General features: G+C 57.4%; 24 protein-coding genes. 3 read left to right on the top strand and 21 right to left on the bottom strand.

Annotation, left to right across the window (positions count from 1 at the left end; genetic code table 11):
• Positions 1 to 30 precede the first annotated feature (30 nt).
• The 3 genes from ACG74X_RS01630 to ACG74X_RS01620 all read right to left on the bottom strand — a co-directional run bounded on the left by ACG74X_RS01630 (position 31) and on the right by ACG74X_RS01620 (position 3456).
• Positions 31 to 921 (bottom strand): ABC transporter permease subunit, encoded by an 891-nt coding sequence (locus ACG74X_RS01630; protein WP_411232257.1) that lies wholly within the window; start codon positions 919 to 921, stop codon positions 31 to 33.
• A 2-nt stretch (positions 922 to 923) separates the two neighbouring features.
• Complete coding sequence (locus ACG74X_RS01625; protein ID WP_411232255.1) at positions 924 to 2282, bottom strand: ABC transporter ATP-binding protein; 1359 nt, start codon at positions 2280 to 2282, stop codon at positions 924 to 926.
• Positions 2283 to 2370: 88 nt separating this feature from the next.
• Positions 2371 to 3456 carry a polyamine ABC transporter substrate-binding protein gene (locus tag ACG74X_RS01620; protein WP_411232253.1) on the bottom strand — a complete coding sequence of 362 codons (1086 nt, stop codon included), beginning with the start codon at positions 3454 to 3456 and terminating at the stop codon, positions 2371 to 2373.
• Between the two features lie 177 nt (positions 3457 to 3633).
• Here ACG74X_RS01620 and ACG74X_RS01615 point away from each other — a divergent pair, with 177 nt between their 5' ends.
• Complete coding sequence (locus ACG74X_RS01615; protein ID WP_411232251.1) at positions 3634 to 4305, top strand: GntR family transcriptional regulator; 672 nt, start codon at positions 3634 to 3636, stop codon at positions 4303 to 4305.
• A 62-nt stretch (positions 4306 to 4367) separates the two neighbouring features.
• Entirely contained in the window at positions 4368 to 5771 is a 1404-nt protein-coding gene (locus ACG74X_RS01610) for an aspartate aminotransferase family protein (protein WP_411232249.1), read from the top strand.
• A gap of 224 nt (positions 5772 to 5995) precedes the next feature.
• Here ACG74X_RS01610 and ACG74X_RS01605 read toward each other — a convergent pair whose 3' ends face one another.
• The 18 genes from ACG74X_RS01605 to folK all read right to left on the bottom strand — a co-directional run bounded on the left by ACG74X_RS01605 (position 5996) and on the right by folK (position 20609).
• Positions 5996 to 7159 (bottom strand): Shedu immune nuclease family protein, encoded by a 1164-nt coding sequence (locus tag ACG74X_RS01605; protein WP_411232247.1) that lies wholly within the window; start codon positions 7157 to 7159, stop codon positions 5996 to 5998.
• Positions 7160 to 7212: 53 nt separating this feature from the next.
• The gene (locus ACG74X_RS01600) at positions 7213 to 7983 is read right to left on the bottom strand and encodes an FCD domain-containing protein (RefSeq protein ID WP_411232246.1); all 771 of its coding nucleotides are present in this window, start codon (positions 7981 to 7983) and stop codon (positions 7213 to 7215) included.
• A gap of 58 nt (positions 7984 to 8041) precedes the next feature.
• Positions 8042 to 8488, bottom strand: coding sequence for a molybdenum cofactor biosynthesis protein MoaE (locus tag ACG74X_RS01595; RefSeq protein WP_411232244.1), 447 nt, complete (start codon positions 8486 to 8488; stop codon positions 8042 to 8044).
• 2 nt (positions 8489 to 8490) lie between these two features.
• Positions 8491 to 8736 (bottom strand): molybdopterin converting factor subunit 1, encoded by a 246-nt coding sequence (gene moaD, locus ACG74X_RS01590; protein WP_411232243.1) that lies wholly within the window; start codon positions 8734 to 8736, stop codon positions 8491 to 8493.
• A 4-nt stretch (positions 8737 to 8740) separates the two neighbouring features.
• Positions 8741 to 9400, bottom strand: a complete 660-nt coding sequence (gene pgsA / locus ACG74X_RS01585) for a CDP-diacylglycerol--glycerol-3-phosphate 3-phosphatidyltransferase (protein ID WP_411232241.1) — start codon at positions 9398 to 9400, stop codon at positions 8741 to 8743.
• Positions 9401 to 9549: 149 nt separating this feature from the next.
• On the bottom strand, positions 9550 to 10314 hold the full coding sequence (recO, locus tag ACG74X_RS01580) for a DNA repair protein RecO (protein WP_411232240.1): 765 nt from the start codon (positions 10312 to 10314) through the stop codon (positions 9550 to 9552).
• Between the two features lie 9 nt (positions 10315 to 10323).
• Positions 10324 to 10656: a DUF1491 family protein gene (locus ACG74X_RS01575; protein WP_411232239.1), complete on the bottom strand. Its 333-nt coding sequence runs from the start codon at positions 10654 to 10656 to the stop codon at positions 10324 to 10326.
• Between the two features lie 21 nt (positions 10657 to 10677).
• Entirely contained in the window at positions 10678 to 11586 is a 909-nt protein-coding gene (era, locus tag ACG74X_RS01570; RefSeq protein ID WP_411232237.1) for a GTPase Era, read from the bottom strand.
• A 29-nt stretch (positions 11587 to 11615) separates the two neighbouring features.
• Entirely contained in the window at positions 11616 to 12515 is a 900-nt protein-coding gene (locus tag ACG74X_RS01565; RefSeq protein ID WP_411232235.1) for a DMT family transporter, read from the bottom strand.
• Positions 12512 to 13201 (bottom strand): ribonuclease III, encoded by a 690-nt coding sequence (gene rnc / locus ACG74X_RS01560; protein WP_411232233.1) that lies wholly within the window; start codon positions 13199 to 13201, stop codon positions 12512 to 12514. The genes ACG74X_RS01565 and rnc overlap by 4 nt, the downstream gene beginning before the upstream one ends.
• Entirely contained in the window at positions 13201 to 14037 is an 837-nt protein-coding gene (lepB, locus tag ACG74X_RS01555) for a signal peptidase I (RefSeq protein WP_411232231.1), read from the bottom strand. Before lepB ends, rnc begins: the two co-directional genes overlap by 1 nt.
• Positions 14038 to 14107: 70 nt before the next feature.
• Positions 14108 to 14506 carry a holo-ACP synthase gene (acpS, locus tag ACG74X_RS01550; RefSeq protein ID WP_411232229.1) on the bottom strand — a complete coding sequence of 133 codons (399 nt, stop codon included), beginning with the start codon at positions 14504 to 14506 and terminating at the stop codon, positions 14108 to 14110.
• A gap of 1 nt (position 14507) precedes the next feature.
• The gene (locus ACG74X_RS01545; RefSeq protein WP_411232228.1) at positions 14508 to 15977 is read right to left on the bottom strand and encodes an alpha/beta hydrolase; all 1470 of its coding nucleotides are present in this window, start codon (positions 15975 to 15977) and stop codon (positions 14508 to 14510) included.
• A 10-nt stretch (positions 15978 to 15987) separates the two neighbouring features.
• The gene (locus ACG74X_RS01540) at positions 15988 to 16740 is read right to left on the bottom strand and encodes a pyridoxine 5'-phosphate synthase (RefSeq protein ID WP_411232226.1); all 753 of its coding nucleotides are present in this window, start codon (positions 16738 to 16740) and stop codon (positions 15988 to 15990) included.
• Positions 16741 to 16766: 26 nt separating this feature from the next.
• On the bottom strand, positions 16767 to 17420 hold the full coding sequence (locus tag ACG74X_RS01535; RefSeq protein WP_411232225.1) for a DUF2062 domain-containing protein: 654 nt from the start codon (positions 17418 to 17420) through the stop codon (positions 16767 to 16769).
• Between the two features lie 20 nt (positions 17421 to 17440).
• Complete coding sequence (locus ACG74X_RS01530) at positions 17441 to 19579, bottom strand: RelA/SpoT family protein (RefSeq protein ID WP_411232223.1); 2139 nt, start codon at positions 19577 to 19579, stop codon at positions 17441 to 17443.
• A gap of 39 nt (positions 19580 to 19618) precedes the next feature.
• Positions 19619 to 19972, bottom strand: a complete 354-nt coding sequence (gene rpoZ, locus ACG74X_RS01525) for a DNA-directed RNA polymerase subunit omega (protein ID WP_411232221.1) — start codon at positions 19970 to 19972, stop codon at positions 19619 to 19621.
• A gap of 79 nt (positions 19973 to 20051) precedes the next feature.
• Positions 20052 to 20609, bottom strand: a complete 558-nt coding sequence (gene folK, locus ACG74X_RS01520; protein ID WP_411232219.1) for a 2-amino-4-hydroxy-6-hydroxymethyldihydropteridine diphosphokinase — start codon at positions 20607 to 20609, stop codon at positions 20052 to 20054.
• Positions 20610 to 20762: 153 nt separating this feature from the next.
• Between folK and ACG74X_RS01515 the strand changes: the two genes are divergently transcribed.
• Positions 20763 to 21335, top strand: coding sequence for an NYN domain-containing protein (locus tag ACG74X_RS01515; RefSeq protein ID WP_411232218.1), 573 nt, complete (start codon positions 20763 to 20765; stop codon positions 21333 to 21335).
• Positions 21336 to 21346: the final 11 nt, after the last annotated feature.

Raw genomic sequence — 21346 nt, 5'->3', positions numbered from 1 at the left:
GTATTCGGGGCCCAAAGAAGCACAGATCTGTCATCCCTCGGCCTCGCGCTGTTTTTGTTCGTTGCGTTGGAACAGGATGATGGGGATTACGAGGATCAGCAGCAGAATGACAGCAACCGCCGAGGCGACGGGCCAGTCGCGGTTGGAGAAGAATTCTTCCCAAAGCACTTTGCCGATCATCAACGTGCCTGACCCGCCCAGCAGCGATGGGATCACGAATTCACCGATCACCGGAATGAAGACCAGAAAACAGCCTGCGATGATGCCGTTTTTCGAAAGCGGGATCGTCACGAGCCAAAAGGCGGTGAAGCGCGAACAGCCAAGATCTTCGGCGGCTTCGAGCAGGCTGTCGTCGAGGCGTTCCAGGGCCGAATAGATCGGCAGGATCATGAACGGCAAATAGGTGTAGACGATGCCGATATAGACTGCGGTGTTGGTGTTCAGGATGGTCAGCGGTTCGTTGATGAGACCGATCCAAAGCAGAAACTGGTTCAGCACGCCTTCGTTCGACAGAATACCCATCCACGCGTAGACGCGGATCAGAAAGCTGGTCCAGAAGGGCAGGATCACCAGCATCAACAATGTGGGCCGCCATTCCGGGGCAGACCGGGCCATGGCATAGGCGATTGGGTATCCGACCAACAGGGTAAGCAGGGTTGAAATGAAAGCGATCTGAAGCGAGCTGAGATAGGCTTTCCAGTAAAGATCGTCGGTGGTCAGGAAGACAAAATTCTCAAAATCCAGTCCGGCAAAAAAACTGCGGATTGCGGCCCACCCGCCCGTGAGATCGAGCTGTGGCATGTAGGGGGGGCGCGCCAGGGCCACGTCGGACAGCGCGATCTTGAGCACAATCGCAAAGGGCACCAGGAACAGTGCGACCAGCCACAGATAGGGCACTGCGATGAGGATGAGACGGCGCATCTCTAGCCCCTCAACACGACGCCGGCGGTCTCGGTAAAGCTGACCCAGACGTTATCTTCCCAGGTGATGTCGCGTCGGGCGATGCGGCGGATATTGGTCATTTGAACCCTGATCATCACGCCGTTTTCCAGTTCGACATGATAGGTCGAAAGGTTACCGAGATAGGCGATGTCGATCACCTTGCCTGGCAATACATTGGGCGCGTCCGGTTTGTTTTTTGCGATGCTGAGTTTTTCGGGGCGCATGGCCAAGGTGATCTGTTCGCCGACAAGCCCCGCATCCCCGTTCGCCACAATGATCGACGGTTGTCCGTCGGCCCAGTGCAATGCAAATCCACCCTCTTGGACCGGCGTTGTGGCAACAGGCTGGGTGGGTGTGTCGGGGGGTGATGCAGCGGGGGCGGGCAGTTGTTTGGGCTGAGGGTCTCGTTTGCCGAGAAACGGGAACAGAACTTTGTTTTGCAGCCATTCGCCGTACGCGTTCGGTTGTGGTCCGTCTGCAGCTGTTTTGGTGGCCGGTGGGGCAGCGACCGTTTGCTGTTCTTGCTTGGCCGGGGCGGCCGGAGCTTTGGTAGGGCGTGCCTGTGCCTTGCCTTCGATCAGGTTCACGTCGCCGATAAAGTCTGCCACATAGACACTATTAGGGGCTTCGTAGATTTCGTCGGGCGTGGCGACCTGAATGATCCTGCCTTCATTCATCACCGCCACGCGGGAGGCCACGGTCATCGCCTCTTCCTGATCGTGGGTCACGATGACAAAGGTTGTTCCGGTCTTTTCCTGGATATCCATCAATTCGAACTGGGTGTCCTGCCGCAGTTTTTTGTCAAGCGCGCCAAGCGGTTCGTCCAGAAGCAACAGCTTGGGTGCCTTCGCCAGCGACCGTGCCAGTGCGACGCGCTGTCTTTGGCCGCCCGAGATCTGGTGCGGCTTGCGCTGGGCGAATTTGGACAAGCGCGTCAGGCGCAGCATTTCTTCCACTCGCGCCGCGATCGCCTCTTTATTCTTGCTTTCGCGTTTCAATCCAAAGGCGATGTTTTCCCACACGGACAGATGTGGAAACAGCGCGTAGGACTGGAACATCATGTTGACCGCACGCCGGTTGGGCGGCACATGGGCCACATCCTGTCCGTCGATCAGGATCTGGCCTTCGGTTGGCGTTTCAAACCCGGCAAGCATTCGCATCATCGTTGTTTTGCCGCATCCTGATGGACCAAGGAGCGCGAAAAATTCTTTCTCGAATATTCCCTGCGTCAGATCATCAATCGCGGTGAAGTCGCCAAACCGTTTGGTGACGTTCCTGAATTCGATCAACGGCGTTGCGCCGGGGGCGGTCCAGGGGGCAAATGTGGCATCGTTAACCATTATATGTCTCTCGCCGAGAAGGCCGGAGCGCGGGGTCGCTCCGGCGATGGCCCTGAACCTGTGCCAGGGCCAGGGCTTCCGACACCGATCAGGTGCCCGACTTCACGCGCGTCCACATCCGCGTCAGGTTGCGCTGCTCGCGTGGCGGAAATGGGGTGACAGTGTAGAGCTTTTCCAATGTGGCATCATCCGGATAGATTGCGGTGTCGCCGATCACGTCCTCTACCAGAAACTCTTTCGATGCTTCGTTGCCATTGGCGTAATAAACGTAATTCGATGCCTGTGCCATGTTCTGCGCATCCATGATGAAGTTCAAAAACGCATGTGCGCCATCCGGGTTGGGAGCATCCACCGGGATCGCCATTTGGTCAAACCACATCAAGCCGCCCTCGACCGGCGCGTTATAGGCGATTTCCACGCCGTTGGCGGCTTCTGCCGCGCGGTCACGTGCCTGAAGGATGTCACCGGACCAGCCGATGGCCACGCAGATGTCGCCATTTGCCAGCGCATTGATGTATTCAGAGCTGTGGAATTTTTGAACATAAGGGCGCACGGCGGTCAGGACTTCCTCGGCTGCCGCGAGGGCTTCTTCGTCTTTACGATCCGGGTCCAGCCCACGATACGCCAACGCCGCCGGGATCAGCTCTGTCGGGGCATCCAGAAAATGCACGCCGCAGCTTTGCAGCTTTTCCATGTGCTCTGGATTGAAGATAAGATCCAGCGATGAAATCGGCGCGTCCTCACCCAACAGCTCTGTCACTTTGCCAACATTCACGCCCAACCCTGTGGTGCCCCACATGTAATTGATCGAGTATCCGTTGTCGGGATCGTATTGTGCTGTACGATCCTGGATCACGTCCCACATGTTGTCGAGATTGGGCAGTTTGGATTTGTCCAGCGGTTGAAAGGCACCGGCAGTGATCTGGCGTTGTAGGAAGGTGCCTGTGGGAACCACCACATCGTAGCCCGAGCCGCCGGCAAGCATTTTGGTTTCCAGCAATTCGTTGCTGTCGAACACGTCATAGATCAGCTCGAGTCCGGTTTCTTCTGTGAACTTGGTCAGAAGATCCTCGTCGATATAGTCTGACCAGTTATAAACGCGGACTTCGTCGGCAAAGACCGTAGACGCGGCAAGTGCAGCACCTGCGGTCACTGTCAGAAATTGGATTTTCATGTGAGTCTCCCGTTGATCTTGGGGTGCTTGCGACCCCTTTGACTTGAATTTGATCAAATCTTTCTAGCTCTGGCAATAGCTGACATGCTTTCACGCAATGTTTGTTCGTGCAAGCTGACTTGTTTTGGCGGGCAATCCCGTCATATTTCAAAAGAGGCGAGGGGGCGTGAGGTGCGCATGACGGTCCAATTATTACCCGACTCTGACAAAGGACGTGCCGGCCTGCCCCGGCATGAGGTGGTGTATCGTCAATTGCGGGATCGGGTGTTGTTTGGCGAATTCGAGCCGGGACAACCCGTCACGATCCAGGGTCTGACTGACACGCTGGGCGTGGGCATGACGCCTGTGCGCGAAGCGTTGCGGCGGTTGATCGCCGAAGGGGCGCTGGCCTTTATGGGCAATCGACGCATTGTGGTGCCAGAGTTGGATTTGCAAGCAATTGACGAGCTTTGCGTCGCCCGACGCGCGCTTGAGCCGGAACTGGTGCGCCGCGCTGCCCGGCATGTGACAGAAGCTGATATCGCCGCATTGGCCGAAACCGATGCGCGCCTGGACAGCGCGATCCGTGGCGGCAATGTACGACAGTACCTTGTCGAGAACCACCAGTTTCACCATGGATTGAACGCTCTGGCGCAGGCTCCGATCCTGACGGGTATGGTCGAGCGGCTTTGGCTTCGGTTTGGCCCGTCGCTGCGGGTTGTCTGTGGACAGGTCGGAACACGTAACCTGCCGGACCGTCACAAAGACGTTCTGGAGGCCTTGGCGCAGGCCGATGCCGCGGCAGCCGCTGCGGCGATGGACGCCGATGTGGTGCAGGGTATGGATCAAATTCGCCAAGGTTTGTCCTGATTCGATTGACTTGGAATAATTTGATCATATTCTGTGCGGAACCGTTTGAGAGGACGCATCCCATGGCCATGATCACCAACCACATGCCCACCGCTGAATTGCAGGCGCTAGACGCCGCCCATCACATGCACCCGTTTACCCATGGTGGTGAACTCGCTGAAAAGGGCGCGCGGGTGATCACGCGGGCGGATGGCGTTTGGTTGAATGACAGCGAAGGCAACCGCATTCTGGATGCTATGGCGGGGCTGTGGTGTGTGAATATCGGTTACGGGCGCACCGAGCTGGCCCAGGCCGCCGCGCGTCAGATGGAAGAGCTTCCGTATTACAACACGTTCTTTCAAACCACCCATGTGCCTGCGATTGCGCTGTCGCAGAAACTGGCAGAACTGGCCCCTGACGGGTTCAACCAAACTTTCTTTGCAAGCTCCGGGTCCGAGGCGAACGACACCAACCTTCGCCTTGTCCGCACTTATTGGGCCGCAAAAGGCCAGCCGCAAAAGAGCGTCATCATCTCGCGCTGGAACGCCTATCACGGCTCGTCTGTCGGCTCTGGCTCTCTGGGCGGGATGAAGGGCATGCACATGCAGGGCGGCCTGCCGATCCCCGACATTCACCACATCGACCAGCCCAACTGGTGGGCCGAAGGCGGTGACATGACGCCCGAGGAGTTCGGCCTGGAACGCGCCCGGCAACTGGAACAGGCGATCCTCGACATCGGCCCCGACCGCGTCGCCGCTTTCATCGCCGAACCCGTGCAGGGCGCAGGCGGCGTGATCGTCCCGCCGGAGACCTATTGGCCCGAGATCCAGCGCATCGTGGACCAATACGGCATCCTTTTGATCGCCGACGAGGTGATCTGCGGCTTCGGGCGCACCGGCAATTGGTTCGGCTCGGAAACCATCGGCATCCGCCCGCACATCATGACCATCGCCAAGGGGCTTAGCTCTGGCTACCAACCCATCGGCGGCTCGATCATCTGTGACGAGGTGGCCGAGGTCATCAACAGCGTCGAGTTCAACCACGGCTACACCTATTCCGGCCACCCGGTTGCCTGTGCCGTCGCATTGGAGAACCTGCGTATCCTAGACGAGGAAGGCATCGTCACCCGCGTGCGCGAGGAAACTGGGCCTTATCTGAAGGAAAAGTTCGAATCCCTGGCCGACCACCCGCTGGTGGGTGAAGCAAAAATCGTCGGCATGATGGGCAGCATCGCCCTCACCCCCGACAAAGCGTCCCGCGCCAAGTTCGAGGCTGACGAAGGCACCGTCGGCCTCATCTGCCGCGAACGCTGCTTCGCCAACAACCTGGTCATGCGCCACGTCGGAGACCGCATGATCATCTCGCCCCCGCTGGTGATCTCGAAGGAGGAAATCGACGTCCTCATCGCCCGCGCCTGGAAGTCGCTGGACGAATGCCACGCCCGCCTGAAAGAAGACGGCCTGATGAAAGCGCGCGTCGAAAGCTAACCATCCTTCAACGCACCCGCGCGGAATCAAGGCGAAGCCGCCGCGCATCGCCAGACCGCCCCCCGGGCTGGCGATTTGGTTGGTGTTGGCGCATCGCTCGAATGACGGACGGACGTGGCAACCATAAAGCGGTACAGAACACCCGTCTGTTCGCCATCCCGCGGTCTGGCGATGCGCGGCTTGCGTCACGTCCCGCATTAATTCACCTGGCCAAATAATATCGACTATTCATTGATTCCATCAGAACTCGGTTGGCTGGCCACGATAAACTTGGCTCGTTCGTAGAGTTCGTCAAAAGTAAGTATCTCAGGCTGACGCAAATTTCGACGGAAGCCTTCGAATGCTTGATAGCGTTTGGAATTAATTCCATGCTCGGAGCGAAACTCACCCAAGTTTCCGACAACAAGAAAAGCTCTTGGTTCAACTGACAGCAATTCTTCACCAGTCGGATTGCCGCGCTCATCAGTGAAACAATGGTGAGTATTAAAAGCTTCAGAAGCTGCTCGCAAAGACTCTTGGCATTGTGCAACCGCGCCACTTAGCTCGTTTGATGGTGCCCAAGTTCCGGCACGATAGGGGTTATTTTTGAGGAGTTCGGTCGAACTCTTCTTTATTTCAACTAAGCATAGCGCGCTAACCGCTGCGCGAGTTTTCATTATGCCATCAGGTATCTTACCGGGTGCAATCAGGTTTGATCCCCTGATTGTTTGTTGCAGTTTTTTGCCGTCTAGGCCTGTTGTGAATATGTAGCTTAAACCATAACCGAATATCCACTGATTTCGCTCAAAGTAATCCTGCCATTCATCTTCAGATATGTCATTTCCCCTGTCGAGCATATCTGAAAACAATTGCAGTTGTCGTTGGCGGTAGGCGATGGCGACGACATCTTCGGTTGTGATCTGGCTACGTGCGAACTCGGCAACCAGCTCTGGATGGTCCTTAAGGACATTGAGCGCATCAGCGTCGGGTTTATGAACTAAGCGTAGATTAGCTTCGTCTACATTGAAGGTATTCGGTGTAGGAATTTCGATCTGTCTTATATTCTGTATAAACTCTATCAATCGTCCGATTTGTTCTCCATAGAGCACTACTTGCTCACCCATTGGATTACCGGTTTTTGTGCTCCACCTTTGAATGTGAAGATGCGTTATCCCCCGTCCATCTTCGAGAAACGTCGCTCTAATCTGCTGAATACCTGTATCAGTCTCGTGGAGGACGAACTCATCGCCTTTCATTAGAACTTCTTTCAATGGACCAACCTCAAAGCGTTTACGTGCAAATCTACGAGCATTATCCTGTCGTGGGTGCGTGAAGCTCTTGGAAATATAAAGCTTCTGTGGAACGCGCCTGAGAGCGTCATTATATTCTCTGAAATCCAATTCTGACATTATTCACCCCGATAGAGAAGTAATCTGCTGTCCCTCTTTTCCAAAGTCGGCGCTCACCCCTTCCCCCCAACATGCTCCAACCTCTGCCGGGCCACCGCTTCGTGCGCCTCGGCCTTCCTGTTGTCCGCCAGACACGCCTCCACATACGACAAATGATCCACCACCGCCTGCCGCGCGCCAGCGGGGTCCCGGGCCTGCAACGCGGAATTGATCGCCCGGTGCTGGTCCAACAACGTCGCCCGCGTGGTCTTCTGCCGGAACATGATCTGCCGGTTGTAGAACACGCCCTCGCGCAGCAATTCGTACATTGACCGCATCATGTGGAGCATCACCACGTTGTGGCTGGCCTCGATGATCGACAGGTGGAATTCCGCGTCCAGCGCCGCCTCGTCGGACGGGTCGCGTTTCTGGTGCGCCGCTTCCATGCGGGCGAACACCGCCGCGATCACGGCCAAGTCCGTGTCCGACCCCAACCTAGCGGCGCGTTCGGCGGCCAGGCCTTCCATGTCGCGACGGAAGGACAGGTAGTCGAACACCGCCTCATCATGCGACGCAAAGAGCCGCACCAAGGCTGGCGAAAAGGCGGACCCAAGCACATCCGCCACATAGACCCCCGCGCCCTTGCGGCTCGTCAGCAGCCCGCGCTCCGACAGGTCGGAAATCGCTTCGCGCAGGGACGGGCGGGACACCTCCAGCCGCTCCGACAATTCCCGTTCGGATGGCAGGCGTTCGCCGGGCCGCAGAATGCCGCGCAGGATCAGCTGTTCGATCTGGCGTGTGACGGCTGCCGAGAGCTTTTCAGGAACGACCGGTTGAAAGGGCATAGGAAGCAAACTCGCGCAAACTGGTCAAATGATATGACCAAATCTGCCATTGCACAACCTACCAGCGCGTCAGCGCGTCCTCGTCTTCGTCTTTGGCGGCGACCCAATCGGTCTTGCCAGAGGACGCATGTTCCTTCTTCCAAAACGGCGCGCGTGATTTGAGGTAGTCCATCAGGTACTCTGCCGCCTCAAACGCGTCTTTGCGGTGCGGGGCTGCGGTCGCGACCATCATAATCTTCTCGCCCGGTTCCATCCGTCCGTAGCGGTGAATGACCAAGGCATCACCCAGCGACCAGCGCCCAATTGCGTCCGAGGCGATTTTTTCCAACGCCTTTTGCGTCATGCCGGGATAATGCTCGATCTCCATCGCATCCAGCCCCCCGCCGCCAAAATCGCGCACGATGCCGGTAAAGGTGACCACGGCCCCCATGTCATGCCGTCCGCTGGCAAAACGGTCTGCCTCGGCCCCGAAATCGAACGCGGATTCCTGAACGATGACGTGCATGGTCAGCCCCCGGTCATCGGTGGAAAGAACGCCACTTCGCGCGCGCCTGCGAGCGGAGCGTCGAAATCGGTCAGTTCCTGATCCACGGCGACGCGCAACGCGGTCAGGTCAGAAAAGGCCATGTCGTAACGGTCTTCTTTGGCGCGCAGTTCGGCCACCAGATCGGCGACTGTGGCGGCGTCGGTTGTGACGGTTTCCTTGGGCAGGCCGATCCGTTCACGGACCCATGCAAAATAAAGAACATCCATCTGATCAATCCTTTAGAAACGGCACCGCTTTGCGGAAATAATCCCAGCCGGTGATGAGAGTGAGAAAGGCAGCAATCCAAAGCAGGGCCAGCCCGATATTCCCGGTCCAGACCATGCCCGCGTGTTTCCACCAAAGGCCGTGCAGGTCCTCGACATCGCCGCGCATGACGCCCTCGAAAATCTCGGGGCCCATCCCCATCGCGGACATGCCGAGATAGTGTTCGAACACGCCTTGCGCAAAAAGAATGGCTATTGCGACCATCTGCAAGGTCGTTTTCCATTTTGCCAACGGGGTGACCTTGAGTGTCCCGGCTGTGTCGCCCAGAAATTCGCGCAAGCCCGATACGAAGACTTCACGAAATAGAATGAAGGTCGCGGGCAGGACCAGCCAAGGCGACATGGACGAATACCCGACGATCACCATCAGGGCGATGACCACCATTGCCTTGTCGGCAATTGGGTCGAGCATCGCGCCAAGCTTGCTTTCCTGCTTCCATGCGCGCGCGAGATAGCCGTCGAACCAATCTGTGATCGCGGCGGTGATGAACAGGATCAGCGCGAACCAATCTGCCGCCGGGCGCGAGAAATACAAGAACATCAGCGCAACCCCTGGTGCTGCCATCAGGCGCAGGACTGTCAGGATATTTGGCACGGTCATGTTCATACCTTGTATCTAACGCGCCTGCAGGCCACTTGAAAGGCACAGGTTGCGTTGTTTTCCAGCGACGGGCGTTGGCAGCCTGAATGATGCTGTTGGATGGCGATATATTGCCCTGTTTGGCAGGCCGGACGGCCAGCCGCTGAGGCGTGTCGTCACCCCTGAACGGGACTGCTGTTGCCGGGATCATGCGCGGAACTGCGCCGGGCCAGTGCGGCGACAAATCGGTCGCGTGCCGGCGGAAGCGGTTTGTCGTTTTGTTGAATCCCAAGCTTCTGTTCCAAAAAATAACCCGTGGTGCCAAGTGATTTTAGAATGTCCTGATCGGCCCCGTCGCCTGTGCCTTTTAGCGCGTCAGGCAGGGGCAGAAGCTTGTCTGCCCAGTCACCGGCACCTTTGGCCGACACTGCACGTCCGGTTTTGGGCGAAATATAAATCAGATCATCGGTTGATCCGGTAACCGCGCAGCAGGACAGGTCCAGCCCATATCCAAGATCATCAAGCAGCGCAGTTTCCCAACGTAGATAGGCCAGTGGCCAGAGATCGGGCTGATCCAGCAGATCCAACAGGGTCTGGCTTTGGTGGTAGAGCGCTTGGTGAGGTTCCCGTTCCGGCAGCGAAAAAGCCAGTAGCGCCAGCACGGCGTTCATTCCGGCAAGCGCAAGCCGATCTCCCATCGCGATGGCCGCACGGGAGCGTTGAAGCTCAACGGTAAACCGACCGATGTGGTTTTCCAGACGTGCCTGCCAGACAAGATCCAGCTGAGCGCCGGGTTGCAGAATCGGAGCGATCTTACGAGACGCGCCACCGCGCACAACACCCGCATGGCGTCCACGCTGCGGTGTGAACACGTCCAGGATCATAGAGCTTTCGCCGTGGCGGCGACTGCTGAGAAGGATACCGGTATCGCGCCAATCCATGAGATGTTGTTAGCCCGAAAGGCCGTCTTCATCCAGAAGGTGACGACCGTCGCGGTCCTCGACTTCGATCACCCAAAGGTCGCTGTCAAAGCTGCGCTGCTTGGCGATGCTGGTATCCACATCCTGTTCAGGACCATCGGCCAGAACCTGCCAGTCGCGTTCCCCGGTCAACAGGTCGAACTGCCGCACAAAGACTTTGGCCTGCCCGTCCAGGGTGTTCAGTTTGACCAGAACCGCGCCCGCGGTGTCATCGCCATGTGCGGTGACAAAGGCCGGGATGTTGTAAAGCGACAGGCGACGCAGATAGGCCTGGACCCAAAAAGAAGAGGTAAGGCGTGTCATGAATGCGCCCTAAGAAACGCCTTAGCCATTCCCATCCTTGAAATTCAGCCCCATTTCGGAATAGCGCTCTGCCTCGTCCAGCCATTTTTCGCGGACCTTCACCTGCATGAACAGATGAATGCGACGGCCAAGGAATTCTTCCAATTCCTCTCGTGCGGCTTTTGAGATGGCTTTGATTGTTTCGCCCTTGTTGCCAAGCACGATGCCTTTGTGCCCGTCGCGAACCACATAGATGATCTGGTCAATGCGGGCTGACCCATCTTCGCGTTCTTCCCAGCTTTCGGTTTCGACGGTCAGTTGATAAGGCAATTCCTGATGCAGCCGAAGCGTCAGTTTCTCGCGGGTCATTTCAGATGCGATCATGCGTAGCGGTAAATCGGCGATCTGGTCCTCGGGGTACAGCCACGGGCCTTCGGGCAGCTCTTTGGCCAGCCATTTGCGCAGGTCTTTGACGCCATGGCCCTTTTCCGCAGAAATCATGAAGATTTGCGTGAAAGCGAACTTCTCGTTCATCTCTTGCGTCAGCTTTAACAGGTGCTGTGCCTCGACGCGGTCGATTTTGTTGATGGCCAGCGCAACAGGGCGGTCGCCTGCCACTTCTGCCAAATTCTCAAGGATTGCCTCAACGCCTTCGGTGATCCCGCGATGGGCCTCGATCAGAAGCACAACGATATCAGCGTCTGACGCGCCGCTCCAGGCAGCAGCGACCATCGCGCGGTCAAGTCGGCGGCGCGGTTTGAACAGGCCCGGTGTGTCCACCAACACAATCTGCGCATCGCCTTCAATTGCCACGCCACGAATACGCGCGCGTGTGGTTTGAACCTTGTGCGTGACAATCGACACCTTGGCACCAACCATCTGGTTGGTGAGCGTCGATTTGCCCGCGTTGGGCTCTCCGATCAGGGCGACGAAACCGGCGCGTTTGGTCATGATATCATCCCGTTATTGGAAGTCCGGCGTCATACGCCAGTTTGTCTGACAGAACCAGCCCCGTCTTTGCGTGCGCCGCGGATCAGCGTGTAGGTTCCGCTTCCCACAATAAGCGATGCTCCCACCAGTGTCAGGGCGTCAGGGCGTTCTCCGAAGATAATGAATGCGATGGCAAGGGCAATCAGAAGACGCGAATAGCGGAACGGTGCCACCACCGACACCTCTCCGGTGCGCATCGCTTTGGTCAGGGCGCTATAGGCAAACACCCCCGACACGGCGGTTCCCATGATCAGCGCAAACGCCGTTGGTGTCGGTGCGGCGAGTGTCGGGGTTTCAAAGATTGTGATGACACATCCCGCGATGAACACCATCAAAAATCCCAGAATGCCCAATTGGGTCGATGACACTTCGGGTGGGCTGGCGCGGGTCATCAGGTCACGCCCGGCGAAGCCGATCATGCCCAGAACCGCAAAGATTACCGTTGAATCAAAGCCGGACGGCGTGGGGCGCAGGATCAGCAAGACCCCCAGAAAGCCAACAATCATTGCGATCCAGCGGCGCATGCCGACCGGTTCTTTGAGAACAACAACCGCGCCCAACGTCACCATCAAGGGCGCGGCTTGAAGGATGGCCGATGTTGTCGACAAAGGAACAAACGCAAGGCTGAGTGCAAAGAACAGGCGTCCGAGGATCTCAAAACCCGATCTGATCAGCAGGGGCCGTTCGATATATGCGCGCCGAAAGACAGCTTCCCGTTTCCAATGCGCCAACAGCGCAAAGCTGACGGTTCCGAAAAAGCCGAAAATCATCGTGCCGACGCCCGGAGAAACACCGCCAGAGCCGGTTGCGCTTTTGAAAAACGCGTCTTCGATGGCGAATCCCAGCATGGCCAGCATCATGAAAAGGCTGCCCCTGAGATTGTCGCTCACGATCCGCTCTTTTCCACTTTTGCCAGTAATGCTCTGGCAGCTGCCTGTTCTGCGAGGCGCTTTGATCCGGCTGTGGCCTCGGCTGTTTTGCCATTCGAAAGCCGTGCAGAGATGACGAAGACAGGGGCATGGTCGGGGCCGTCACGCGAGACTTCAAGATAGTCTGGCGGAGACATGCCACGGGCCTGTGCCCATTCCTGCAAGGCGGTTTTGGCGTCGCGGGCGTCTTCTTTGACTGATCCGATGCGGTTGCCCCACAATCGAAGTGTCATTGCCTTGGCGGCGTCGAATCCAGCATCCTGATAGACGGCGGCAATCACGGCCTCCATGGCATCGCCCAGCAGGGCCTGTTTACGCCGCCCGCCGGACAGCATTTCAGACCTGCCAAGTTTGAGAGCGTCGCCAAGATTTATTTCACGCGCAACATCGGCGCAGGTTTCTTTGCGGACCAGTGCGTTGAACCTTGGGGCAAGTTGTCCTTCGGATGCAGATGGGTCTTCGGCAAGAAGAGCCTCGGCCATCACAAGACCCAGCACACGGTCCCCCAGAAATTCCAATCGCTGGTTGTCGTCGCGGTTCGGTCCGGCGCGAGACGCATGTGTCACCGCGCGCACCAGCAGGGACGGGCTTTCGAACCGATGCCCCAAACGCTTTGACAGCGCCTGCAGATCAGCCGACAGTTTCATTATTCGATCTTTTCGAAAAAGCGGTCGCGGCGCCATGTCCAGAAATACAACATGGACGACCCGGCAGAGGAAAACACCACTCGATTGGCTTTGCCAACAAGGTTTTCGAACGGCACAAAGCCAACGCCCCCGGCCATGCTTGGCACGCGGCTGTCAGAAGAATTGTCGCGGTTGTCACCCATCATAAAGTAATGACCCTCGGGCACGGAATACACCGGCGTGTTGTCAGAACCCTGATTGCCGATATTCAGGATGGAATGGGTGGTGCCGTTGGGCAGGGTTTCCAGGAATCGCTCTTTGATACAGGTTCCACCTGTGCCCACCGGTCCGTTGGCGCAGCGGGGTCGCAGGCCTTGCGGGCCTTGCGGTGCAGCGGTTTCTTCAAAGGCGGGCTGGGGTTCCAGCTCGACCGCGGTGCCGTTGATGTGCAACACGCCGCGGATCATTTGGATGTCATCGCCGGGCAGACCAACAACGCGTTTGATGAAATCGCGTCCCGTGACCGGATGGCGGAACACCGCCACATCACCGCGATCAGGTTCAGACCCGAACAAACGGCTGTTGTCGCCATCAGCCCAGCCGCAGATATCCGTCGCGTCGATATCAATGCCGATCTGTGGCAAGAACAATGTCGGGCACGACGCATAGGAATAGCCATATGCCATTTTGTTGACGAACAGAAAGTCACCGATCAGAAGAGTGTCCTTCATGGACCCCGAAGGAATCCAGAACGGCTGAAAGAACAGCGTCCGGAAGATGCCCGCGATCAAGAGCGCGTAGACCACGGTTTTGATCGTTTCGACGATCCCGCCGCCTTTTTTGGTATCTGACGCCATTGTCCTGCCTTTTGCTCGACTGTCTGGCGCTACATGAGCGGGGGCGGCGCAGGTGTCAAGCGACGTGGGGTTACTTGGGGCGCGCTTCGATCAGGACCATTGCCTGCGCCCAGGGGTGGTCATCTGTCAGCGTCACATGAATGATGGCCTCGTGATCGGGTGGGGTAAGATCGTCAAGACGTTGTTTGGCCCATCCTGTCACCTCCATAATGGGTTGGCCGGTGTGAAGGTTGCGCACGGACATGTCTTTCCAGGCGATACCCATGCGCAAACCGGTTCCCAGCGCTTTTGAGCAGGCTTCTTTTGCGGCCCATCGTTTGGCATAGGTTCCAACCGTATCATGGCGGCGTTCTGCCTTGTGCTGTTCGATCTGGGTAAAGACGCGGTTGCGGAACCTGTCGCCAAACCGCTCAAGCGTGCCTGCGATGCGGTCGATATTGGCAAGATCAGTTCCGATGCCGATGATCATCTCAGGCTCCTCTTGCGGCAAACATCGGGAAACTGACGCCAAGCGCCCATGCCAAAATCAGACCCAGGGCTAGACCGCCCGTCAAAGGCCCCGCGCGTTTGGCAAATGCCCGGCCCATGGCCCCGTGGACAAGGAAAAACAGCACAATGACCGGCGCAATCATGATGAGAAAGAACAAGCCTTCAAAATCCAGCGCGACCGCGATGCCCAAAGACACGATAATCGCGACGCGAGACGCAATGCGCCGCCAGACAGAGGCTTTCCAGGCCACCAGTGCATCGGCCATCATGAACGGGACCGCACCCATGGCGAGAGCCGCGATGATCGGCAATCGTTCGGCCACAGGAAAGAAGTTCGCGCCATAGCGATCCAGTGCAAGACCAAAGACACCGATGCCCCACACAAGGAGACCCAGAAACGCCGCAGTCTGAAAGCGCCCATAGCCGTGGCCTCTGGTGACAAGATGCAGCATCAACAGCGTGATAAGGCCGTAGAGTCCCAGATGAACCGCCAGATAATCCGCGACCAGAACTGGCAGAACATTGATATCAAAGATACCCGCAATGCCCGGGGCGAGGATCATGGGCACACCCAGAACCGCCGCAAATTTCCACATTGGCAGGTCTGGTTTGCAGGGGAGGTTCGTGGGTGGCACAATCAGCCGTGCAACCGGGGCAGCAAGAATTGTGATTGCTGCCATAAGAGAAAGAAACGCCCAGCCCGTGGGCGGCACAGAGACCGTTTCGTCGCGCCCATATGCCCGGTTCAACCACGCCACCGCGTCGGCGCGACCGGCGCGAGATTGCAAGATTGCGACGTGTTCGGTGAAGGGGGCCACCTGCGCAGACCGGATGACATCTCCGTTCTGCACAATCTCTCCTTCGGACGCGTCGGGCTGTACCATGCGGGCGGCCCTCAGGGCAAAGTCCCGCAGAGGCGGCTCCCATTGGCCCGAGATCAGCAGCATGTCTTGCGGCATATCGGCAGTCACGGCCTGCGAGAATGCAGATAACAGAACCAATGGTCCGGGCTGATCGACCTCTGCTGACACGCGGACCAGCACGTCTGTTGCCATCGAGTGACCAAGAAGGGCAACCGGTGTGTTGCTGTCGATGTCGTCAATGACCGCGCGGGTCTGGGCCATGAGGCGCTGTGTGGTGCCATCAATGCGCGTCACATCCCCCGACATGGGCCGCGGGTGCGCACCGTGGCCTTCGAAATCGAACATATGGACGCGATATCCGGCCTGGGCCAGAACATGCGCATATCCCTGCATCATCTCTCGGGACCCGGCAAAACCGTGGGCCACCACAACATGCGGGCCGTCCGCGCCGTTGCGAGACAGTGTCGTGACCGGTGTGTCACCGACCATGTGGTCAGAATCATCCAGCCCGAACCGCGCCGATTCAAGGATGAAAATCGACACGATTGCACCCAGCAACGCAATAACCGCAATGACCCTGCGCGCCATGGTTGCGAACTCAGGCGCGGGCTTCGTCCATGACGGCGCGCATCTTGTGAATGGCAGGTGCCAGACCCAGGAAAACCGCTTCGCCGATCAGGAAGTGCCCGATATTGAGTTCAACCACCTCGGGCAGCGCTGCGATGGGCTGCACACAATCATAGGTCAGACCATGCCCGGCATGCACCTCTAGCCCAAGGGAGTGCGCGTATTGCGCCATTTCGCGCATCGCCTCCAATTCACGATCCCGTTCGTCAAACCGACCTTCGGCATGGGCATCGCAATAGGCACCGGTGTGCAATTCGATGACCTGTGCCCCGATCCGGTGCGCTGCGGTGATCTGACGTTCGTCGGCTGCAATAAAGATCGACACGCGGCACCCGGCCTCGCGCAGTGGTGCGATATAGCCGGCCAATTTGTTTTCTTCGCGCGCCACTTCCAACCCGCCTTCAGTGGTCCGCTCTTCGCGTTTTTCCGGGACAATGCATACGGCATGCGGCTTGTGGCGCAGGGCGATGTCCTGCATTTCCTGTGTCGCGGCCATCTCAAAGTTCAGTGGTACGGTCAGAACATCCATCAGGTGTTCGATGTCTTCGTCGCGGATGTGGCGGCGATCTTCGCGCAGATGAGCGGTGATGCCATCGGCACCGGCGTCTTGCGCGATTTTTGCAGCGCGGGTCGGGTCGGGGGTGTCGCCCCCGCGTGCGTTGCGCACGGTTGCGACGTGGTCAATGTTCACACCTAACCGCAAAGGGCCTGCATACTTAGTCATTCTCGCCTCCTGTGTTGGGGCAGAACCTAGTCTGCTGCTTGCCCGTCGTCAGCCTGTTTCTTCTTTTTCTTCAAAGCGGCAAGTTTCGCCTTCAAAACGCCCTTGCGCCGGTTCTGGTAGGCCCGGATCAAGGGAACGGACAGATAATAGCAGATTAAACCGCTGATAATGCCCGGAATGATGCCACCGACAAGCCAGGGAAAAAACACTTCGTCAAAAAAGATGGTCAGGCCGGACCATTCCGGTTCAGTCTGGGTGAACAGTGCCCGAAAGTTTTGCCAAAGATCTTCGCCCGCTTTGGCGAATTTATAGCCTACCGTGCCGTGTTCGTGAATCACCTCTCCAAGGCCAAGCAACCAATACCCGGTTTGCAAGGATACAACGGTGATCGGAACATAGGTCAGCGGGTTTCCGAAAAACGTAGACAGTAGTGCGGCCAGAATATTGCCCCGCATCACCCAGGCGATGACCGCAGCCGTCACAAAATGCAGTCCGTAAAACGGCGTGAATGTGGTCAGAACACCGGCAAAAATGCCCCGCGCAATGCGTTCAGGTGGGTCAGGCAGTCGGTTCAAACGATGCTGGACATAGCGGGCGGCACGGGTCCAGCCGCCACGCGGCCACAGGGCCTCGCGGAGCGTGGTCCACATTGACCGCCGGTCCCGCCGTTTGAATACCAATCCTTGTTCCTTCGATCTTTCTATTCGGCCGCAGCCGTTTGCACCGACAAAGCGGGATCCCGTCTTCGCACAACAGATGCTACATCGCTTTCCGCTTCCAAGGCCGACATGACCGAATGCAAATGGTTTGCATCACTCAGATCGACATCTAGCAGCAGTCTGTAAAAATCTGGTTTGCGATCCACAAAGTTCAGATCCGAGATATTGGCCTTCTGTTCTCCGATCAATGTGCAAATCCGTCCCAGGACACCAGCGTCATTGCCGATGGTCAGCTCCAGGGAAACGACATAAACCGGAGGATGGTGGCCGGTGGCCCAATGCAGGTCAAGCCATCGTGTGGGTTGATCCTCGTATGTCGCCAATGCGCCGCAATCAATACTGTGAACGGTGACGCCGCGGCCCCGTTCGGTGATGCCGACAATGCGTTCCCCCGGAAGCGGTTGACAACACGGGGCGCGATCGAATGCCTGACCGGCGTTCAGGCCGATCACAGCGCTTTGCATTTCAACAAATTCCACCGGTTGCGGTGCAAGATCGGGATATACTGCCTCGACCGCCTCGCGCGCTGACATCTCGGCGCTGCCCAAACGCGCCAGCAGCTCCTGTGCCGTGTCGATCCGGAGATTGCGAGCAGCCATCTCAAGCACTTTGTCGCTGGCTTTTTTGCCAACATTTTCAAAGGCGGAACGTGCAAGTTCACGACCCAGCTGGGCAAACCGCTCGCGCCCGGCTTCTCTGAGGGTGCGGCGGATTGCAGATTTCGCTTTCCCGGTTGTGACAATATCCAGCCAGGTCGCCTGCGGGGATTGCCCCTCGGCGGTAATGATGTCGACCGATTGGCCGTTTTTCAGCCGGGTCCAAAGCGGAACGCGAATCCCGTCGACCTTTGCGCCGACACAGCCAGAGCCAATACGCGTGTGAATAGCATATGCAAAATCAAGCGGTGTCGCACCTCGGGGCAGTTTGACGACATCGCCCTTGGGTGTGAAGCAAAACACCTTGTCGGGGTACATTTCCAATTTGACCGCTTCAAGGAAGTCTTCGTGATCGTCTTCCTCGTCAAATTGTTCGGTCAGGGAGGCGACCCATTTTGCCGGATCAACCGCAAAGGGGTTTTCACCGCGCACGCCGTCACGGTATGACCAATGCGCGGCGACACCGGTTTCGGCGACATCGTGCATCTGGCGGGTGCGGATCTGCACTTCGACCCGCTTGCCGTCGCGCCCGGACACCGTAGTGTGGATCGACCGGTAGCCGTTTGATTTCGGTTCGCTGATATAATCCTTGAACCGACCCGGGATCGCGCGCCAGCGTTGGTGAATAACGCCAAGCACAACGTAACACTCTGCCTTGGACGCGGTGATGATGCGAAAGCCATAGATGTCGGACAGGCGTGAAAACCCGATCTCTTTCTCCTGCATCTTGCGCCAGATCGAATAGGGCTTTTTCGCACGCCCGAACACTTCGGCATCGACGCCAGCCTTCGCCAGCTCTGTGCGCATGTCGCTGGTGATGCGGTGAATGACGTCACCGGTTTCTTTCTGCAACGTGATGAACCGACGGATGATGCTGGCGCGGCCTTCGGGATTAAGAACGCGAAAGGCCAGATCTTCCAGCTCTTCCCGCATCCATTGCATCCCCATGCGCCCTGCCAGCGGCGCATAGATATCCATCGTCTCGCGTGCTTTCTGAACCTGCTTTTCCGGGCGCATGGCCTTGATGGTGCGCATGTTGTGCAGACGGTCGGCAAGTTTGACCAGTATAACGCGCAGGTCCTTGGACATCGCCATGAACAGTTTGCGGAAATTCTCGGCCTGCTTGGTTTCAGAGCTAGAGAGTTGAAGGTTGGTCAGCTTGGTCACGCCATCGACAAGCATCGCGACCTCTGGACCAAAGCGGTTGGAAATCTCGGAAAAGGTGGATTTCGTATCTTCGATGGTATCGTGCAGTATCGCCGTGACGATGGTTGCGTCATCCAGCTGCTGCTCGGTCAGGATTGCGGCAACAGCAACGGGATGCGAAAAATACGGCTCGCCGGAATGACGCGTCTGGCCCTCGTGCATGGCGCGCCCGTATTCATAGGCATCGCGGATCAGCGCTTCGTTCGTTTTGGGGTTATAATTGCGCACCAGCGCAATAAGGTCGTCTGCCGCGATCATCGGCGCCTCATTCTCATGTGGCCCGCATCGCCGCGCGCCTTAGCCCTGGCCCTGCGCCTCCATCAAAGCGCGCAGCAGTTTCTCTTCGGAAAGGTCGTCTTCTGCCGGTTTGTCCGGCTCCGCGCCCATAAGCAGCGCCATCGCGTCCTCTTCGGGTTCGTCAACTTCGATCTGCGTCTGATTCGATTCGATCAGCCGTTCGCGAAGTTCGTCCGCAGATTGCGTTTCGTCAGCAATCTCGCGAAGGGCAACAACAGGGTTCTTGTCGTTGTCACGATCGACAGTAATCGCAGCGCCGCTGGATATTTCACGCGCCCGGTGTGCAGCAAGCATCACCAGTTCAAAACGATTTGGGACTTTATCAACGCAATCTTCAACCGTTACGCGGGCCATGGAACACTCCAATTCATCGGGCAGCTTATAAGAGGCTGTTAGATATCCGCCTGACTGGATGAATTCAAGTCAATAAAGGTCACAGGGGGATGATCTCTGCCAAATCGTCTGGCGAGAGGGCATTGTACATGTCATCCACGGTCTTGTGCAGGACCGGATGTCGCCACTCTGCCGCAATATCCCGCAACGGCACAAGCACAAATGCACGGTCCTGCAAACGCGGGTGGGGGAGGATCAACCTGTCCGGTGCAGACGCTTTCTGCGCCTCCGGCGACAAGGCGCGCCATGCATTATATGTCTCTAGATCGGGTAAAATTCGAGACCCGCAGGCCAGAAGGTCAAGATCGAGTGTCCGCATACCCCACCGTTCGATCCGTTCCCGGCCAAAATCGGCTTCGATGGCGTGCAGGTTTTCAAGTAGGGCCTCTGGTGTCAGGTCGGATCGAAGATGGACCGCTGCGTTAATGTAATCGGGGCCGGCACCGGGCGGAAAGCACGGTGTCTGGTAGAACCGGCTTGTGGCCACAACCGAAACCCCTGGTTTTTCCAGAATTTGCACAGCTGATTTCAGCGTCTTGCTCGGCGAACCTTTGCTTGACGGTAAATTAGCACCCAAAGCGATGTAGAAATCGTTCATAATTACTTTACATAAATCAGTGTGTTCGGAATTGGCACCTTGCCATATGCAATCGAGTCATTAAATCACGCCACGCAGCTTGGCCATGAGGCTTCGGATCAAACCACTCCCGAATGTCGGCTTCAGGTGCAAATTTTTTGAAAGGCGAAATTCATGTTCTACAAAGATGAGCGGTTGGCGCTGTTTATTGACGGCTCCAATCTTTACGCCGCAGCCAAGTCTCTCGGTTTCGACATTGACTACAAACTTCTGCGGCAGGAGTTTCTGCGTCGGGGCAAATTGCTGCGTGCGTTCTACTACACGGCCTTGCTTGAGAATGACGAGTATTCTCCGATCCGGCCCTTGGTGGATTGGCTTCATTACAACGGCTTCAACATGCGCACGAAGCCCGCGAAAGAATACACTGACAGCCAGGGCCGCCGTAAGGTGAAAGGCAATATGGACATCGAACTTTGCGTTGATGCCATGGAACTGGCAGACCACGTCGATCACATCGTGTTGTTTTCCGGAGATGGCGATTTCCGACCGCTGGTGGACAGCTTGCAACGCAAAGGTGTGCGGGTGTCTGTCGTGTCGACCATCCGTAGCCAGCCGCCAATGATTGCGGATGAATTGCGCCGTCAGGCGGATAACTTTATCGAATTGGATGAACTGCGCGATGTTGTCGGGCGCCCCCCGCGTGATCCGATGCCAGATCGCCAGCCGGTGGCTGCGGAAGAATCCTAAGCTTGATCCTG

Origin of the sequence: Marivita sp. S0852, assembly GCF_046591575.1 — a bacterium.
Lineage (GTDB): Bacteria > Pseudomonadota > Alphaproteobacteria > Rhodobacterales > Rhodobacteraceae > Marivita.
The sequence above is the reverse complement of the archived record's forward strand: the minus strand, read 5'-3'. Positions and strand labels throughout refer to the sequence as shown.

Coding starts and splice junctions, on each gene's coding strand:
- ACG74X_RS01630 (WP_411232257.1), bottom strand. CDS start 921: ATGCGCCGTCTCATCCTCATCGCAGTGCCCTATCTGTGGCTGGTCGCA.
- ACG74X_RS01625 (WP_411232255.1), bottom strand. CDS start 2,282: ATGGTTAACGATGCCACATTTGCCCCCTGGACCGCCCCCGGCGCAACG.
- ACG74X_RS01620 (WP_411232253.1), bottom strand. CDS start 3,456: ATGAAAATCCAATTTCTGACAGTGACCGCAGGTGCTGCACTTGCCGCG.
- ACG74X_RS01615 (WP_411232251.1), top strand. CDS start 3,634: ATGACGGTCCAATTATTACCCGACTCTGACAAAGGACGTGCCGGCCTG.
- ACG74X_RS01610 (WP_411232249.1), top strand. CDS start 4,368: ATGGCCATGATCACCAACCACATGCCCACCGCTGAATTGCAGGCGCTA.
- ACG74X_RS01605 (WP_411232247.1), bottom strand. CDS start 7,159: ATGTCAGAATTGGATTTCAGAGAATATAATGACGCTCTCAGGCGCGTT.
- ACG74X_RS01600 (WP_411232246.1), bottom strand. CDS start 7,983: ATGCCCTTTCAACCGGTCGTTCCTGAAAAGCTCTCGGCAGCCGTCACA.
- ACG74X_RS01595 (WP_411232244.1), bottom strand. CDS start 8,488: ATGCACGTCATCGTTCAGGAATCCGCGTTCGATTTCGGGGCCGAGGCA.
- moaD (WP_411232243.1), bottom strand. CDS start 8,736: ATGGATGTTCTTTATTTTGCATGGGTCCGTGAACGGATCGGCCTGCCC.
- pgsA (WP_411232241.1), bottom strand. CDS start 9,400: ATGAACATGACCGTGCCAAATATCCTGACAGTCCTGCGCCTGATGGCA.
- recO (WP_411232240.1), bottom strand. CDS start 10,314: ATGGATTGGCGCGATACCGGTATCCTTCTCAGCAGTCGCCGCCACGGC.
- ACG74X_RS01575 (WP_411232239.1), bottom strand. CDS start 10,656: ATGACACGCCTTACCTCTTCTTTTTGGGTCCAGGCCTATCTGCGTCGC.
- era (WP_411232237.1), bottom strand. CDS start 11,586: ATGACCAAACGCGCCGGTTTCGTCGCCCTGATCGGAGAGCCCAACGCG.
- rnc (WP_411232233.1), bottom strand. CDS start 13,201: ATGAAACTGTCGGCTGATCTGCAGGCGCTGTCAAAGCGTTTGGGGCAT.
- lepB (WP_411232231.1), bottom strand. CDS start 14,037: ATGGCGTCAGATACCAAAAAAGGCGGCGGGATCGTCGAAACGATCAAA.
- acpS (WP_411232229.1), bottom strand. CDS start 14,506: ATGATCATCGGCATCGGAACTGATCTTGCCAATATCGACCGCATCGCA.
- ACG74X_RS01545 (WP_411232228.1), bottom strand. CDS start 15,977: ATGGCGCGCAGGGTCATTGCGGTTATTGCGTTGCTGGGTGCAATCGTG.
- ACG74X_RS01540 (WP_411232226.1), bottom strand. CDS start 16,740: ATGACTAAGTATGCAGGCCCTTTGCGGTTAGGTGTGAACATTGACCAC.
- ACG74X_RS01530 (WP_411232223.1), bottom strand. CDS start 19,579: ATGATCGCGGCAGACGACCTTATTGCGCTGGTGCGCAATTATAACCCC.
- rpoZ (WP_411232221.1), bottom strand. CDS start 19,972: ATGGCCCGCGTAACGGTTGAAGATTGCGTTGATAAAGTCCCAAATCGT.
- folK (WP_411232219.1), bottom strand. CDS start 20,609: ATGAACGATTTCTACATCGCTTTGGGTGCTAATTTACCGTCAAGCAAA.
- ACG74X_RS01515 (WP_411232218.1), top strand. CDS start 20,763: ATGTTCTACAAAGATGAGCGGTTGGCGCTGTTTATTGACGGCTCCAAT.